Source organism: Geobacillus sp. G4, assembly GCF_040327975.1.
Lineage (GTDB): Bacteria > Bacillota > Bacilli > Bacillales > Anoxybacillaceae > Geobacillus > Geobacillus thermoleovorans.
Window position 1 is genome coordinate 70,851 of sequence record NZ_JBEPJY010000007.1, and the last position, 15,614, is coordinate 86,464.

Genomic DNA, 15,614 nt, shown 5'->3' on the forward strand with positions numbered 1-15,614 from the left:
GGGAACGAGTGGAATGGAAAAAAGGAAGTAGGTTGAGGATGATGAAACGAGCTCGAATCATTTATAACCCGACATCAGGGCGGGAGCTGTTTAAGCGCCATTTGCCTGATGTGCTCGTGCGGTTGGAAAAGGCGGGCTATGAAACGTCGTGCCACGCCACCGAAGGGCCGGGGGATGCGACGGAAGCAGCGCGCCAGGCCGTCCTGCGGGAATTTGATCTCGTTGTCGCCGCAGGGGGCGACGGAACGATCAATGAAGTCGTCAACGGCATCGCCGATCAGCCGCATCGGCCGACACTGGGCGTCATTCCCGTTGGGACGACGAACGATTTCGCCCGCGCCATCGGCGTGCCGCGCTCGATCGAAGGGGCGTGCGAGGTGATCGCCACGGGCGAGCCCGTACCCATTGACATCGGCTGTGTGACGAACGAAGACAAAACACGCTATTTCATCAACATCGCCGGCGGCGGCCGCCTGACGGAGCTCACCTACGAAGTGCCAAGCAAGCTGAAAACGATGCTCGGCCAGCTGGCCTATTACTTAAAAGGGATCGAGATGCTTCCGTCCATCAAGGCGACCGAAGCGCAAATCGAGTACGACGGCAAACTGTTTGAAGGCGAGATTATGATGTTTTTGGTTTCGCTCACGAACTCGGTCGGCGGTTTTGAAAAACTGGCGCCCGATTCGTCGCTCAATGACGGTCTGTTCGATTTCATCATCGTCAAAAAAACGAACTTGGCCGAATTCATTCGCCTTGTCACGCTCGCCGCGCGCGGCGAGCATATCAACGACCCGCATATCATTTACACGAAAGCGAACCGGGTGAAGGTGCGGTCGCCGATGCAGCTAAACTTAGACGGCGAATTCGGGGGCATGCTTCCAGGGGAATTTGTCAATTTGTACCGCCATTTGGAAGTCATCATGCCGAAAGACAAGGCGGAACAAGTGAGAACAGGAAGATGAGCCTGTTCTTTTCTTATGCCTCTAAGCCAATAAGGGAACGCTAACGGTATAAACCGATCGACAGAAAGGAGACGGACATGACCAAGCAGCAAGCACCAGTCGCCAAAAATGAATATTATGACGTCGTATTCACGGATTTGACCCACGACGGGCTCGGGGTGGCGAAAGTCGACGGTTTTCCGTTGTTTGTGAAACACGCGCTTCCCGGCGAGCGGGCGAACGTAAAAGTCGTCAAAGTGAAAAAAGGCTACGGGTACGGCCGGCTTATCGAGCTGTACGAACCGAGCCCCGACCGCATCGAGCCCCCGTGCCCTGTCTATCGTCAATGCGGCGGCTGCCAGCTGCAGCACCTGAGCTACGAAGGGCAGCTGAAGGCGAAAGAGAAGCAAGTGAAAGAAGTGCTCGCCCGCATCGGCAAGCTAGAAGGCGTCACCGTCCATCCCGTCATCGGGATGAAGAACCCATGGCGGTATCGAAACAAGGCGCAAGTGCCCGTTGGCGAGCGCGAAGGGGGCTTGGTGGCGGGCTTTTACAAAGAACGGAGCCATGAGATTATCGATATGGATGCCTGTCTCATTCAACAAGAGAAAAACGATGACGTCGTCCAAGCGGTGAAACGGATCGTCGAGCGCTACGGCATCCCGTCATACGATGAACTCGCCCATCGCGGCGTGCTCCGCCATATTGTCGCCCGCTACGGCGCGGCAACAGGCGAGGTGATGGTCGTGCTTGTCACTCGCACGAACCATTTGCCGCATGAACAAGAGATCGTTCGCTCCATCGTCCGTGAAATCCCGGACGTGACATCGATCGTGCAAAACATCAACCCCGAGCGGACGAACGTCATTTTTGGCGCCAAAACGCGGGTGTTATGGGGGAGCGAATACATCACCGATCGCATCGGCGACATCCAATTCGCCATCTCGGCCCGCTCGTTTTATCAAGTTAACCCGGAACAGACGAAAGTGCTGTACGACAAAGCGCTCGAGTACGCTGAGTTGACCGGATCGGAGACGGTCATGGACGCCTACTGCGGCATCGGCACGATCTCGCTCTTTTTAGCGAGAAAAGCGAAGCATGTCTACGGCGTCGAAATCGTTCCCGAAGCGATCGAAGACGCCAAGCGCAACGCCGAGCTGAACGGCATCACAAATGTCACCTTCGAAGTCGGCGCCGCCGAAGACGTCATCCCGCGTTGGTATCAAGAAGGCATCCGCGCTGACTGCTTGGTCGTCGACCCGCCGCGCAAAGGCTGCGACGCCTCGCTGCTTGAGACGATCATCGCCATGAAGCCGCCGCGCGTCGTTTACGTCTCGTGCAATCCGGCGACACTCGCCCGCGACTTGCGCATTCTAGAAGACGGCGGTTACGAAACGATCGAAGTCCAGCCGGTCGATATGTTTCCGCATACGGCGCATGTGGAGTGTGTGGCGAAGATTCAGTTGAGATAAGGCAACGGGCCGGTTGATCCGGCCCTGTTGTTTGTAATTTACGATCCAATTTCCGTTCTTTACTGTTCTTGACTTCCGCTTTCTAACGGTGGAATTGCGCAAACTGCCGTGGCAGGAGTACATCCGCCATGACAATCCGGTTGCCGCCTTAGTAAGTAAAGTCCTATAAGACGAGTTATGTTAACTTAAAAATCAAAAGGTTCATATCCCATGTGTCAGCGCCTATCCCTTATATTCATTGATGTGTTTTTGAATGTGAAAAGACACGATGTCAATCATTGAGTCTTTCGATCAAAAAAGAGGTAAATAGGCTATGATGATATTGTGAATATTGAAATGATATGTATTGCGATCATGATAAGACGTGATTCCTCTTCATTGATTTATTCTCTTCTTTGCGTCATTGAGATATATGTTTGTTTACTGTCTTCCCTTTTCCAGATATAATAATGATAAGAACTTGTAGAGTTTGTCCAAAATCCATCATTCTAAATTGTTTTCCCTATGGATATACTGGTACCACCTACATTCTTGATTAGGTGGTGGGAAAATGAAGAAAAAGGAGCGTGAAGACATGACTCCAGCAACAGAAATCAAAAAACCAAGTCTTCAATCATTGATTGAAAGCGGCAAAGTAAAAGTATTTAAAACAGATGATGAAGGCCGGGTTCTTTTGAATCCTGATGATCCAGATGATTTGGAATGGTTTGAAGATTGATGAGGGATCATAATGAACGTCAAGCCTGGAGATATTTATGATGTTTATTTCGGCTTCGAAGATCAACCGGGCGGAAAATTTCGCCCGGTTCTTATTGTGGAGATAGAACATAATATTGCTGCTGCCGTTGCAATCAAAATAACATCAAAAGGACCTAAAGCTCCTCCCACCATACATGATCAATATCGAATTGAGATTCAGTATTATTAGGAAGCGGGATTAACGAAAAAATCATGGGCAAGATGCGAAAAATTCAGGATATTTCCATTATCTGTATTTAATGAGACTAATAAACGTGGCACATTGCATCCTGATGACTTTGAAAGAGTTTACAGTGAATATTGTAAATTACGATTTTTTGAGTGATAGTATAAGTTGAAATTTTATTTTCCATCCAGCCGATCACTCGCCACGTTATATCAAAGTCGACTTGTATGGAGGTAAAACAGAAACGAACAATCAGAAATTCTTTATTGCAACTTATATATAGCATTTGTTAGATCGATATTCCCTCTCTCCTGTTTGCAAGATAAAAGGGAGGAGGTGAAATGATGCCCGCCATCCCACGCTGACTTGAATGGCGCCATCAACATCGCCAAAGCGATTTCGGGTTTGAGCGCCTAACCTAGCGCACTGGTCACAGGCGCGCCGTCCATCGGGGTACATGCTAACCCGATGGGACGGGCTGATGACACAGCCCCAAACTTGGGCGTTGTCCGAACCCGAAAGGGATGAGGACGCGAACGCCCCAAGAATCCCACGCCTTTAGGCGTGTGGAATGTCAAATCAATCCTATTGAGAATCCACAACACTTGCAAGCGTTCCTCAAACGGTTATTGTGAACGACTCCCACTTCAAGCAAAGCGAAGAGGGAGTTTCTCCGTTCCACCACGAAAGCCACCTTCCGTCTTCCTGAGCATCAGCAGGCATAAAACTTATTTTTCTTCCCTTTTTTGCGCCGAAAACAGTATATAATGGAGAGTGGAAATAACAAGGAGGTACATAGGCATGCTCACAGGCGAATTGCGCAATAAAGTCGATAAAATATGGGAAACGTTTTGGACAGGCGGGATAACAAATCCGTTGACGGTCATTGAGCAATTTACATACCTTTTATTTATTAAAGGCCTCGATGAAGCTGAAACCCAAAGAGAACAAGAGGCTGCTTTATTAGGAATTGAGTTTGAACGAATCTTTCCTGAAGATAAACAACACTTGCGTTGGAGCAAGTTTAAAAATCTAGAAGCTTCCCAAATGTATGAAATTGTATCTAAGGAAGTATTTCCTTTTATTAAAAGCTTGCATGGCAATAAAAATTCCGCATATGCCAAGTATATGAGCGATGCAATTTTTATGATTCCTACGCCGCAAATGCTTTCCAAAATTGTGGACGGCATTGATAAGCTCCCGCTGAAAGACCGTGATTTACAAGGGGATTTATATGAATATTTGCTATCCAAAATCGCGACAGCAGGTACGAACGGGCAATTCCGCACACCGCGTCATATTATCAAGATGATGGTAGAGTTAGTCAAACCGACACCGGAAGATATTATTGTCGATCCAGCCGCAGGTTCCGCAGGTTTCTTAGTAGCGGCAGGAGAGTATTTGCGTAAACATCGCAGCGACTTATTTTTAGTGCAAAGTTTAAAAGAGCATTTTAATAACCATATGTTCTACGGTTTTGACATGGACCGCACGATGCTGCGGATTGGCGCGATGAACATGATGCTCCATGGCATTGAAAATCCGAATATCGAATATCGCGACTCCTTGTCGGAACAAAACAAAGATAAGGACAAATACACCCTTGTCCTTGCCAATCCGCCGTTTAAAGGCTCGTTGGATTACGAAGCCGTTTCCAGCGACTTATTAAGAGTCGTTAAAACAAAGAAGACAGAGCTTTTATTCTTGGCGTTATTCTTGCGGATTTTAAAAACGGGCGGGCGCTGTGCCTGCATCGTGCCAGATGGGGTATTGTTCGGCAGCTCGAAGGCGCATAAAGATATCCGCAAAGAAATTGTGGAAAATCATAAATTAGAAGCGATTATTTCGATGCCAAGCGGCGTATTTAAACCATATGCCGGGGTTTCTACGGCGATCATGATTTTTACAAAAACAGGCGTCGGCGGAACGGATCAAGTATGGTTCTATGACATGAAAGCGGATGGCTATTCATTGGATGACAAGCGCACCCCGATTGAAGACAACGACATTCCGGACATCATTGCGCGCTTCCATAACCGTGAAGCAGAAAAAGATCGGAAACGGACAGAGCAATCGTTCTTTGTGCCGGTGGAAGAAATTCGTGAAAATGGCTATGACCTTTCGATTAACAAATATAAAGAGATTGAGTATGAAGAAGTGGAGTATGAAGCGCCAAGTGTGATACTTGAAAAAGTGGAAGCCTTGGAAAAAGAAATTATAAATGGATTAGAGGAATTAAAAAACTTAATAAAGGGATAGAGTGATGCTATGTTTAGTAAATATCAGGACAAGAAATCTTTAAGAAGTTTGCAAAAAAATCCTAATTGGAAGTTATTAAAATTTAGCGATGTTTTAAGAGATGAAACTAAGAATGCAAAAAAAATAAAAAAAGAGGAATACCTTGCACAAGGAAGTTATCCAATTATTGATCAGGGAAAAGACTATATTGCTGGTTTTACCAATGATGGAGACGGTATCTATGATAAATCTCCATTAATCATATTTGGTGATCATACAAGAATATTAAAGTATATTGATTTTCCTATATTTATAGGCGCAGATGGTGTAAAACTACTAAAAAATGTATTCTCGGAGGAAGAAGTTCTTACGAAATACATTTATTATTATCTTCGCACAGTGAATATACCAGACACAGGATATAATCGTCATTTTAAATTTTTAAAAGAAGTTGTAATTCCAATCCCTAGTATAGACTTACAGAAGCGCATTGTTTCTGTACTAGATAAAGCCCAAGAACTCATCGACAAACGAAAAGCTCAAATTGAAGCGTTAGACCAGTTAACGCAAAGTGTGTTTTTAGAGATGTTTGGGGATCCAGCTACTAATCCTAAGAAATGGCCAATGGGTTTTATAAAGGATTTAGCTCTAAAAACACAATATGGTACAAGCAAAAAAGCAAGCGAGGATACAGGGAAATATCCTATATTGAGAATGAACAATATTACGTATGAAGGACATTGGGATCTCACAGATCTTAAATACGTTGATTTAGATGATAAGGAAGTTGAAAAATATCTGGTTCATAAAGGAGAGCTTTTATTTAATAGAACAAATAGTAAAGAACTAGTAGGAAAAACAGCTGTGTATCGCTTCGAAAAACCAATGGCCTTTGCAGGATATTTAGTGAAGTTAATTCCAAATGAAAAAGCCAATGCCGAGTTTATATCTGCGTACTTAAACTCGAAGTACGGAAAAAGTATTTTATTTTCAATGGCTAAAAATATCGTAGGGATGGCAAATATCAATGCTGAGGAACTAAAATCAATAAAAATATATATACCTCCAAAACAACTCCAAGATCAATTCGCTGAGATTGTACAAAAAATAGAATCTCAAAGAGAACTTTTTAAAAAAGGATTAGTCGAGTTAGAAAAAAACTTCAATTCCCTCATGCAACGTGCATTTAAGGGAGAATTATTCAACGATTAGTAAGTGTAAAAGGAATTCGTGTTGGTCGAGGGAGGGGGATTTGTTGTTATCCAACTTTCAGTTTTTAGTAGGCAAGCCTCATTATGAGAGCTTTACGAATGCGTGTTTAGAGGCGGAGAAAAGTTTGGTTGTGAGTCCGGCGACGTGCGCGATTTTGACGCGCCGTGCGCTGGAACTTGCCGTTAAGTGGGTGTACAGCTTTGACAGCGCTTTGAAAGTTCCGTATCAAGATAATCTTTCCAGTTTGATTCATGACAACGTCTTTTTGTCCATTATTGATGAAGACTTGTTGCCGTTGTTGCGTTACATTGTCAAACTGGGAAATGTCGCGGTTCATACGAACTCGATGATTACGAGGGAAGAAGCGATTCTTTCCCTGCATAATCTTCATCAGTTTGTGTCTTGGATTGATTATTGTTATTCAGATGAATATACGGCTACGGACTTTGACGAATTATTGCTGCCAATCGGCGAGGAAAAGCGCGAGCGTCCGGAAGAATTGAAAGATTTATACGAACGGCTAAGTTCCAAAGACAAGCGTCTTGAAGAGATGATGAAAGAAAACGAACAGCTTCGCGCCCTTCTCACCGCCAAACGGGAAGCGAATACAAAAGAATATCACTTCCAAGTCGATGAACTAAGCGAATGGGAAACAAGAAAGAAATATATTGATTTAGATTTGAAGCTGGCGGGTTGGGAATTTAAAAAGGACGTTATTGTGGAATATCCTGTCGTTGGCATGCCAAATCAAGAAGGAGTCGGCTATGTGGATTACGTCCTTTTTGGCGACAACGGGAAGCCGCTTGCGGTTATCGAAGCGAAACGGACAACCGCTGACCCAAACAAAGGAAAGCAACAAGCCAAGCTATATGCCGACTGTATTGAAAAAATGCACGGCCAACGTCCGATTATTTTTTACACAAACGGTTTTGAAACGTATATTTGGGACGACCTTAACTATCCGGCGCGGAGAGTTTCCGGCTTTTACAATAAGGAAGAATTAAGCTTGCTTATTGATCGTCGGACGATGAAGAAGCCGCTAAAAAATGTGCAAATCAATGACAACATTACGAATCGCTATTACCAAAAAGAAGCGGTGTTAGCAGTCTGTGACGCGCTTGAGAACAAACGGCGCAAAGCATTGCTTGTCATGGCGACGGGGAGCGGCAAAACCCGGACGGCGATTTCGATTGTCGATGTTCTCACTCGCCACAATTGGGTAAAAAATATTTTGTTTTTAGCGGACCGCAAAACGCTTGTAACGCAAGCCAAAAACAGCTTTAGCCATTTGCTGCCGAACTTGACGCTTTGCAATTTGCTCGATAACAAAGACAATCCAGAGGAAAGCCGCATGGTGTTTTCGACGTACCCGACAATGATGAACGCGATTGACGAAGCGAAACGAAAAGACGGCAAACGCCTCTTTACCGTCGGGCATTTTGATTTAATTATCGTCGATGAATCCCATCGCAGTATTTATAAGAAGTACCGAGCAATTTTTGACTATTTTGACGCAATATTGCTTGGGCTTACCGCCACACCAAAGGACGAAATTGACCGCAATACGTATGAAGTGTTTGATTTAGAAAACGGTGTGCCGACCTATGCCTATGAGTTAGATCAAGCGGTTCAAGATGGCTATTTAGTGGATTATCGTACCATTGAAACAAAGCTTAAATTTCTTGAAGAGGGCATTCATTACGATGAGCTATCTGATGAAGAAAAAGAACGATATGAAGAAACATTTGATGATGAAGTAGGTGAGGATATTGACAGTGCCGCGTTAAATGAATGGCTGTTTAATGACGATACGATTGATACGGTACTCAGAGATTTAATGGAAAAAGGAATTCGCGTCGAAGGCGGAGACAAACTCGGCAAAACGATTATTTTTGCGAAAAACCATCGCCATGCGGAACGAATCGTGGAGCGCTTTGATCAATTGTTCCCTGAATACAAGGGCGGCTTTGCACGGGTCATTGATTACAGCGTGAACTACTACCAAACATTAATCGATGATTTTTCCGACCGCAACAAATGGCCGCAGATTGCCGTATCGGTCGATATGCTCGATACGGGAGTGGATATTCCGGAAGTCGTCAATCTTGTGTTCTTCAAGAAAGTACGATCCAAATCAAAGTTTTGGCAAATGATCGGGCGCGGGACCCGTTTATGCAAAGACTTATTCGGAGTCGGGAAAGATAAAACGCATTTCCTTATTTTTGACTATTGCGGCAACTTTGAGTTTTTCCGGGAAAATCCGAAAGGAATCGAAGGAAAAGCGGTGGAAAGCTTAACGGAGCGTCTATTTAATGCCAAAATCGAAATCATTAAAGAACTGCAACATTTACAATACCAAGAAGAAGAGTATATTGCCTATCGCAATGAATTGATTGACGAGGTGCTGGCGGAAATCAATAAGTTAAACGAAGAAAACTTCCGCGTACGCCAACATATTCAATACGTACACAAGTTTAAAAACCGGGCTAAATGGGACTCCTTAACAGCGATAGATGTTAATGAAATCAAAGAACATATTTCGCCGCTGATTGTTCCGCTAAACGATGATGAATTGGCGAAACGTTTTGATTTGCTCATGTACACGATCGAATTGGCGAAGCTGCAAACGAAAAATGCCACAAAGCCGATTCGGAGTGTGATTCGCACCGCAGAGGCGTTATCTAAGCTCGGTTCAATTCCTCAAGTGATGGAACAAAAATACATTATTGAAAAAGTACAGACGGAAGAATTTTGGAGCGAAGCCGATATTTTCGAATTGGAAGCCGTTCGCGAAGCGTTGCGTGATTTAGTGAAATTCCTTGAAAAAGAAACGCAAAAAATTTACTATACGAACTTTAAAGACCAAATTTTAGAGGTCAAAGAAAACGGCCCGATGTTTAATGTCAATGATCTGAAAAATTATCGGAAAAAGGTGGAACATTATCTGCACGAACACCGCGACCAGATGGCCATTTACAAGCTGCGAAATAATAAAAAGCTAACCGTCCAAGACGTAAAAACGTTGGAACATATTCTTTGGAATGAGCTTGGCACACAGGAAGATTATCAAAGAGAATTCGGAGACACGCCGATTACAAAGCTCGTCCGCCAAATCGTCGGCCTTGACCCACAGGCCGCCAACGAAGCGTTTTCCGAATTTTTATCAAGCGAACGATTGAACATCCAACAAAGCCGTTTTGTCAAATTGATCATCGATTACTTTGTGAAAAACGGAGTCATGGACAAGCGGGTGCTGCAGGAAGAACCGTTCAAAACCGTTGGCAGCATTGTTGAACTCTTTCAAGACAACATGGATGACGCGCGGAGGATCATTAGCATTATCGATGGGATCAACCGGAATTCGGAAGAAATTGCGGGGGCGTGAGCGATGGGCGGCATCAACCGGGAAGAGGTTCTCGCGGGAATGGATCAATCGCTGGTTGTGATGGCACGGATGGAGATGCGCTGTCTTTCCTAGGGGCAGTGCACGATAAGGAGCGCTGAACGTGAGCATTTCGTCTCTCATTTTGCTTTTGTTGATCATGTCGATCGTGTTGTTCGTGTATGGCGTTGTCCAAAAGAGCAAAGCCGCCAAACGGATCGCCTTTGGTCTCTTCATAGCATCGGTCGGATTAGCGGGTTTTGTCGTGTTTCTCATCGGTTATATGTAACGGAAAGCCAAAGCCGAACACGCTGTTCTGTGTGTTCGGCTTTGCGTTTGCGGCGCTTCGGGAGGGAATCATTCGGAGAAGATGGGGCTCGTGCTTAAAGGCCTCAAGGACTGGGACCCTGCTGCAAGGGGAGGCGGCCGTTCAGGGCGGGTTCACCCGCCTTGCTTCATCTACCATTTTTTGGTTTGGTAGTTATTTTAAAAAAACAACGAAGAAAGTGATTCATTTTTTTGCACAAGGAAAAGTGTAGGGGATATAAAGAAAATGCAGAAAAGAATGATATATAAAAAAATTATTGAAGCAGAAGTGTGTAGTATTTATAATATTATTTGGTTATGTGTTATACAACAAAAGTAATCAGCTGGCATAGGAGGGATTGGATTGATTGAAAAGCTCGTGGAAACGGTGAACGGGTGGCTGTGGAGCCCTTTCTTAATTGCTTTTATTGTCTGTTGTGGTTTGTATTTTAGCATTCGCACCCGCTTCCTGCAAATCCGCCACGTGAAAGAGATGATCCGGCTTGTGACGACGGGGAAGGGCTCTGAGGCCGGGGTGTCTTCTTTCCAGGCGTTGACGATGTCGTTGTCCGGCCGCATTGGCGTTGGGAACGTGGCAGGGACGGCGACGGGGATTGCGTACGGGGGGCCGGGCGCTGTCTTTTGGATGTGGGTCATCACCTTTATCGGAGCGGCGACGGCGTATGTCGAGTCGACGCTGGCGCAAATTTATAAAGAGGAACAAGACGGACAGTACCGCGGCGGTCCGGCTTTTTATATTGAAAAGGGCCTTGGCTGGAAATGGTTTGCGGTTGTGATTGCCGGGGCGATCATTCTCTCCATGGCGGTGTTGATGCCGGGGATTCAGGCGAATTCGATCGCGGATGGGTTTTCGAATGCGTTTGGCATTCCGAAATTGGTGACGGGAATTTTCGTGATTGCCGTTCTTGGCTTTACGATTTTTGGCGGAGTGAAGCGGATCGCCAAAACGGCGGAAATTGTCGTTCCGTTTATGGCGGTTGGCTATTTGTTGGTCGCGATTGCGATTATTGCGGTGAATATTGAGAAAGTCCCGGATGTGTTTGGCCTGATTTTCAAAAGCGCGTTTGGCGCTGATCAAGTGTTTGGTGGAATTCTTGGGTCGGCCGTGATGTGGGGGGTCAAACGCGGCCTTTATGCGAATGAAGCGGGGCAAGGGACGGGCGCCCACCCGGCAGCGGCGGCGGAAGTGTCCCACCCGGCCAAGCAGGGGCTTGTGCAGGCGTTTTCGATTTATTTGGACGTGTTCTTGGTCGTGACGGCGACGGCACTGATGATTTTGTTTACGGGTCAATACAATGTGATCAATGAAAAAACAGGCGAGCCGATTGTGGTTCATTTGAAAGGAGTGGAGCCGGGCGCAGGGTATACGCAGGCGGCGGTGGACACGCTCTTCCCGGGATTCGGGTCGGCCTTTATTGCGATCGCTCTGTTCTTCTTCGCGTTTACGACGATGTACGCGTATTACTATATTGCCGAGACGAACCTCGCCTATTTGGTGCGCAGTGAAAAGAGGGGAACGGCCTTCTTTGCCTTGAAGCTCGTCTTTTTGGCGGCCACGTTCTATGGAACGGTCAAAACGGCGACGACGGCGTGGGCGATGGGCGATATCGGGCTTGGAATCATGGTTTGGCTCAACTTGATTGCGATCCTGTTGTTGTTTAAACCAGCCTATATGGCCTTAAAAGATTACGAAGAACAGCTGAAGCAAGGCAAAGATCCAGAGTTCAATGCGTCAAAATACGGAATCAAAAACGCGGCGTTCTGGGAAAATGGGTATAAGAAAGCCGGAGAAAAGAAAAAGGAAGCTTTATGATGATCGCCTTGTTGCAGCCATCCATGTCTAAGGTTCACCGTACGTTGGTGAGGTTGGTGGTGTTGAGAGCATACGGCGCGAAACCGATCGTTCCTGAAGCGGAGGAGTCTTGCCTCGTTTGATTTTGCTTTCCTAAAAAAACGTTTTGCTGTGAAGGTGAGGTGATTGTTCACCGGTCTTCTAGCAGTCAAGGGTGTCCCGTTGCTTTTGGGACACCCTTTTTCTATTACCATCGATTCACTAGGAGAGCGGTGATTTGCTAGTGCAACCGTTTCCTAGAATCGTTTCTTAAGTAGAGAAACCTGTCGCGTCGGTTTTGCTTTTCGCACGTTTCCCCATCAATCAAGGGAAACAACTGTTTTTCCATCAGCCTTCTAGAGACCCTTTTTCTATGAATTCCTTTTTCGGCGGTCATTCTTTTTTCTTCACCTGAAAGCGTCCCTTTTTACACAGAATGATGGCGTTTGCCCGCTCATACATCCAATAAATGGGATAGAGTGTGACGAGAAACACGATGATTGTTGGCACGTGTTCGACCACGGGCCAATAAGCTGCTGCAAACGCCTTGATTTGGACTGTCAGGAAAAGAAACAACGGGACGATGCCGGCTGCGGCCAGCAGCAAAAACGGCGTGATTCTCGTTTCTTTCAGCTTCACATCGCAATACGGGCATTTCATGGTCCAAGGCGAAGAAAAATGCATGACATCTTTAACAGTAATGGGATTCGTGCACTGCGGGCAAGAGATGAAAGGATCCATCTTCCCGTTCTCCTTCCTCTATAAGATGCAGCTGTTCGTCGTCATTGAAACCGCCTTTGCGCCCCCGTGAATCCATGCGATTTTTGTCATCATGATGACTCCTCATCCGCTTCCACCAAATGCTTGAGAGCCGCAAGCCGTTCATCCCAATACTGTTCAAAGAAGGAAAGCCATGTTTTCAATTCGGCGAAGGGTTCGGGATTGAATCTGTACCTCGTTTCGCGCCCGGCTTTTCGACGGCTCACTAAACCTGCTTCCGCTAGGATATGAAGGTGCTTGTTGACGGCTGTACGGCTGATCGGAAACGATTTGGCAATCGCGGCGATCGACAGCTCGTTGTCGGCCAGCAGCTGCAACATCTGGCGGCGAGTCGGATCGGCGATGGCGTGAAACACATCGTGTTTTGGCACGGAAACGGTCCGTTTATCCTTTGAGATATGCAGGAAGTTTTTGGTTGACAATGTTCTCCCACCCGTCATCCATAATCTTGCGAACGACTGTGTGAGGCTGCCCAAATTCGGTTGTTTTGTCCGCATCCCATCCGGAATGGATCAGGGTGAATTCTGTTTTTCCGTCTTCTAATGCTTTTAATTCAAACGTAAGGTGCCAATCCTTTCCCCAGTCAAACCCCAAGCGGTTAGGTGGATCGAGCTCTGTCACTTTGCATGGCGAATCGCCGAATGGCCCTGCGTGCAAAACAAACTGGTGACCTAAAATCGGCTCAAACGTATTGGGCATCCACCACGCCGCAATACCTTCGGAGGTCGCCACCGCTTTCCATACTTTTTCAATGGGGGCATTCAGCACAATCGTTTTGCGGATTTCCGGCAATGTTTGCTTGGTTTCCACAAGAACTCCTCCATTCACTGGATATGACACCAATAGGTTTCAAAATAAATATATCACCTTTTAGTGTTAAAAGCAAATGAAAACGAATGCAGCTCCCATCGATCGGGAATGATGTTCTGCCGTTTTCAATGAAAGTCGTTCCTTGTTATAATGAAAAACGTATGTTTCCGCCAAGCATAAGTCCGTTGCGACAAAGTGCACAATACACTCAAGAATGAAATAAGGCCGATTCATTTCGAAAAGGAGGGAAACCATTGGGCGGTGTGACGAAACATTCGTTTGTGGCAGAAGTTCATCAGTTGGATAAAAAAGGAATTGGACAAGCCGTCGTTTGGCGTGAAGAGGACGGAAAGAGAAAGAAGCTCAAACTCGCCATTCCGTCTACACTTCCCGGTGAGAAGGTGCGAGTCGTTGTCGATGAGCCAAAACGGCGCAGAGTTCAGGCGCGGTTGGAAGAAGTGATTGAGCCGCATCCGGAACGGCTTGCGCCTTCGTGTCCGCACTTTGACCGCTGTGGCGGCTGTGTCTGGCAGCACTGGCGCTATGAAGGGCAGCTGCGCCATAAAACGGAGCATGTCAAGACGCTCTTGAAAGAGCACGGATTTGACCCTGGCGTTGTCCGCGATACGATTGGCATGGAACATCCGTGGCATTACCGCAATAAAATGGAGTTTACGTTTTCTCCGGAAGGGTTGCTTGGACTGCACGAGCGAGGGAACTTCCGGCAAGTCATTTCGTTGGAGACATGCCTCATTGCCGGCGAGAAGATCGTCAAAGCGGCCATGGAGGTGGCGCGTTGGGCGCGCGATCATCAGCTGCCTGGTTATCACAAAGATACCCACGAAGGGCTGCTTCGCCACGTCATGGTGCGCGAGTCGTTTGCGACAGGAGAGGTGATGGTGGCGCTCTTTGCGACCGAGGCGCCGGAAGGGGATCTGAAAGAAGCGGCGGCCGATTTGACGGAGCGGATCACCAAAATGCTCCCGCAAGTGAAAAGTTTGCTTTGGCTCGAGAATCGGGCGTGGGCGGACCGCACCCAAGCGGAACAAACCCATGTGTTGGCCGGACGTGATTTCATTTACGATGAATTGTGCGGCTTCCGCTACCGCCTTTGGTTTGATACGTTTTTTCAAACAAACCCAGTGCAGGCGGCCAAATTGGTTGAACTGGCGTTGGAGATGGGCAAACCGCAGCCTCATGAAAACATGATCGACCTCTTTTGCGGAGTCGGGACGTTTTCCCTGCCATTTGCGAAACGGGTCAAAGCGTTAGCTGGCATTGAAATTGTTGAAACGTCGATTGAGTCGGCGAAGCGAAATGCGAAGGACAACGGCATTGATAATACGTACTTTTTGGCTCGGGATGCAAGACGCGGGATTGATGAAGTGTTGGAACAGTTCGGGCGGCCGGAGCTGCTGCTTTTGGATCCTCCACGTTCGGGGGCGGGCGGGAAGGTGATGCGCAAAATCGGCCGGGCGCGGCCGGAGCGGGTTGTGTATGTCTCGTGCAATCCGGAGACGTTTGCGTCAGACATTACGGAGCTAGTCTCGTTCGGCTATACATTGAAAACCGTCCAGCCGGTGGACATGTTTCCGCATACGGCCCATGTCGAGTGCTGTGCGTTGCTTGTTCGGGGATCATGATGGAAGGAATCCCGTTTCTCGGATAGGGAGAAACGGGATTTATTGCTTTTGCC

Annotated in this window: 13 protein-coding genes and 1 pseudogene; 11 read left to right on the forward strand and 3 right to left on the reverse strand. The window is 46.7% G+C overall.

The genetic code is table 11. From position 1 onward, the window contains the following. Nucleotides 1-41: 41 nt before the first annotated feature. The 10 genes and pseudogenes from ABS784_RS10280 to ABS784_RS10325 all read left to right on the forward strand — a co-directional run bounded on the left by ABS784_RS10280 (nt 42) and on the right by ABS784_RS10325 (nt 12,310). Nucleotides 42-962 carry a diacylglycerol kinase gene (locus tag ABS784_RS10280; RefSeq protein ID WP_047817736.1) on the forward strand — a complete coding sequence of 307 codons (921 nt, stop codon included), beginning with the start codon at nt 42-44 and terminating at the stop codon, nt 960-962. Between the two features lie 77 nt (nt 963-1,039). Then, on the forward strand, nt 1,040-2,413 hold the full coding sequence (gene rlmD / locus ABS784_RS10285; RefSeq protein ID WP_352512398.1) for a 23S rRNA (uracil(1939)-C(5))-methyltransferase RlmD: 1,374 nt from the start codon (nt 1,040-1,042) through the stop codon (nt 2,411-2,413). A 37-nt stretch (nt 2,414-2,450) separates the two neighbouring features. Then, nucleotides 2,451-2,576 (forward strand): annotated as a pseudogene (locus ABS784_RS10290) (DUF4351 domain-containing protein); the annotation flags it as partial. Nucleotides 2,577-2,963: 387 nt separating this feature from the next. Beyond that, on the forward strand, nt 2,964-3,131 hold the full coding sequence (locus ABS784_RS10295; protein WP_023633335.1) for a hypothetical protein: 168 nt from the start codon (nt 2,964-2,966) through the stop codon (nt 3,129-3,131). Nucleotides 3,132-3,143: 12 nt separating this feature from the next. After that, nucleotides 3,144-3,341, forward strand: coding sequence for a hypothetical protein (locus ABS784_RS10300; RefSeq protein WP_227016103.1), 198 nt, complete (start codon nt 3,144-3,146; stop codon nt 3,339-3,341). A gap of 798 nt (nt 3,342-4,139) precedes the next feature. Beyond that, a complete protein-coding gene (locus ABS784_RS10305) occupies nt 4,140-5,597 on the forward strand; it encodes a type I restriction-modification system subunit M (RefSeq protein WP_352512400.1) in 1,458 nt (485 codons plus the stop codon). A gap of 9 nt (nt 5,598-5,606) precedes the next feature. Next, a complete protein-coding gene (locus tag ABS784_RS10310) occupies nt 5,607-6,788 on the forward strand; it encodes a restriction endonuclease subunit S (RefSeq protein ID WP_352512402.1) in 1,182 nt (393 codons plus the stop codon). Between the two features lie 43 nt (nt 6,789-6,831). Then, complete coding sequence (locus tag ABS784_RS10315) at nt 6,832-10,173, forward strand: DEAD/DEAH box helicase family protein (RefSeq protein WP_352512404.1); 3,342 nt, start codon at nt 6,832-6,834, stop codon at nt 10,171-10,173. Between the two features lie 121 nt (nt 10,174-10,294). Continuing rightward, a complete protein-coding gene (locus ABS784_RS10320) occupies nt 10,295-10,459 on the forward strand; it encodes a hypothetical protein (RefSeq protein WP_014194840.1) in 165 nt (54 codons plus the stop codon). Nucleotides 10,460-10,840: 381 nt separating this feature from the next. Continuing rightward, nucleotides 10,841-12,310: an alanine/glycine:cation symporter family protein gene (locus ABS784_RS10325; protein ID WP_352512407.1), complete on the forward strand. Its 1,470-nt coding sequence runs from the start codon at nt 10,841-10,843 to the stop codon at nt 12,308-12,310. Nucleotides 12,311-12,721: 411 nt separating this feature from the next. Here the strand turns inward: ABS784_RS10325 and ABS784_RS10330 are convergent, their stop codons facing one another. From ABS784_RS10330 to ABS784_RS10340, 3 genes are all read right to left on the reverse strand, one after another. Then, on the reverse strand, nt 12,722-13,069 hold the full coding sequence (locus tag ABS784_RS10330) for a hypothetical protein (protein WP_023633795.1): 348 nt from the start codon (nt 13,067-13,069) through the stop codon (nt 12,722-12,724). 89 nt (nt 13,070-13,158) lie between these two features. Next, nucleotides 13,159-13,530: an ArsR/SmtB family transcription factor gene (locus ABS784_RS10335; RefSeq protein ID WP_062898352.1), complete on the reverse strand. Its 372-nt coding sequence runs from the start codon at nt 13,528-13,530 to the stop codon at nt 13,159-13,161. Then, on the reverse strand, nt 13,493-13,918 hold the full coding sequence (locus ABS784_RS10340; protein ID WP_013522911.1) for an SRPBCC family protein: 426 nt from the start codon (nt 13,916-13,918) through the stop codon (nt 13,493-13,495). The genes ABS784_RS10335 and ABS784_RS10340 overlap by 38 nt, the downstream gene beginning before the upstream one ends. 254 nt (nt 13,919-14,172) lie before the next feature. On the opposite strand from ABS784_RS10340, the gene rlmD (ABS784_RS10345) reads away from it, so the two are divergent. After that, nucleotides 14,173-15,561, forward strand: coding sequence for a 23S rRNA (uracil(1939)-C(5))-methyltransferase RlmD (rlmD, locus tag ABS784_RS10345; RefSeq protein WP_023633793.1), 1,389 nt, complete (start codon nt 14,173-14,175; stop codon nt 15,559-15,561). Nucleotides 15,562-15,614 lie beyond the last annotated feature (53 nt).

What these genes read in the sequence shown, in the direction of transcription:
- ABS784_RS10280 (WP_047817736.1), top strand. Translation starts at nt 42, where the DNA reads ATGAAACGAGCTCGAATCATTTATAACCCGACATCAGGGCGGGAGCTG.
- rlmD (WP_352512398.1), top strand. Translation starts at nt 1,040, where the DNA reads ATGACCAAGCAGCAAGCACCAGTCGCCAAAAATGAATATTATGACGTC.
- ABS784_RS10295 (WP_023633335.1), top strand. Translation starts at nt 2,964, where the DNA reads ATGAAGAAAAAGGAGCGTGAAGACATGACTCCAGCAACAGAAATCAAA.
- ABS784_RS10300 (WP_227016103.1), top strand. Translation starts at nt 3,144, where the DNA reads ATGAACGTCAAGCCTGGAGATATTTATGATGTTTATTTCGGCTTCGAA.
- ABS784_RS10305 (WP_352512400.1), top strand. Translation starts at nt 4,140, where the DNA reads ATGCTCACAGGCGAATTGCGCAATAAAGTCGATAAAATATGGGAAACG.
- ABS784_RS10310 (WP_352512402.1), top strand. Translation starts at nt 5,607, where the DNA reads ATGTTTAGTAAATATCAGGACAAGAAATCTTTAAGAAGTTTGCAAAAA.
- ABS784_RS10330 (WP_023633795.1), bottom strand. Translation starts at nt 13,069, where the DNA reads ATGGATCCTTTCATCTCTTGCCCGCAGTGCACGAATCCCATTACTGTT.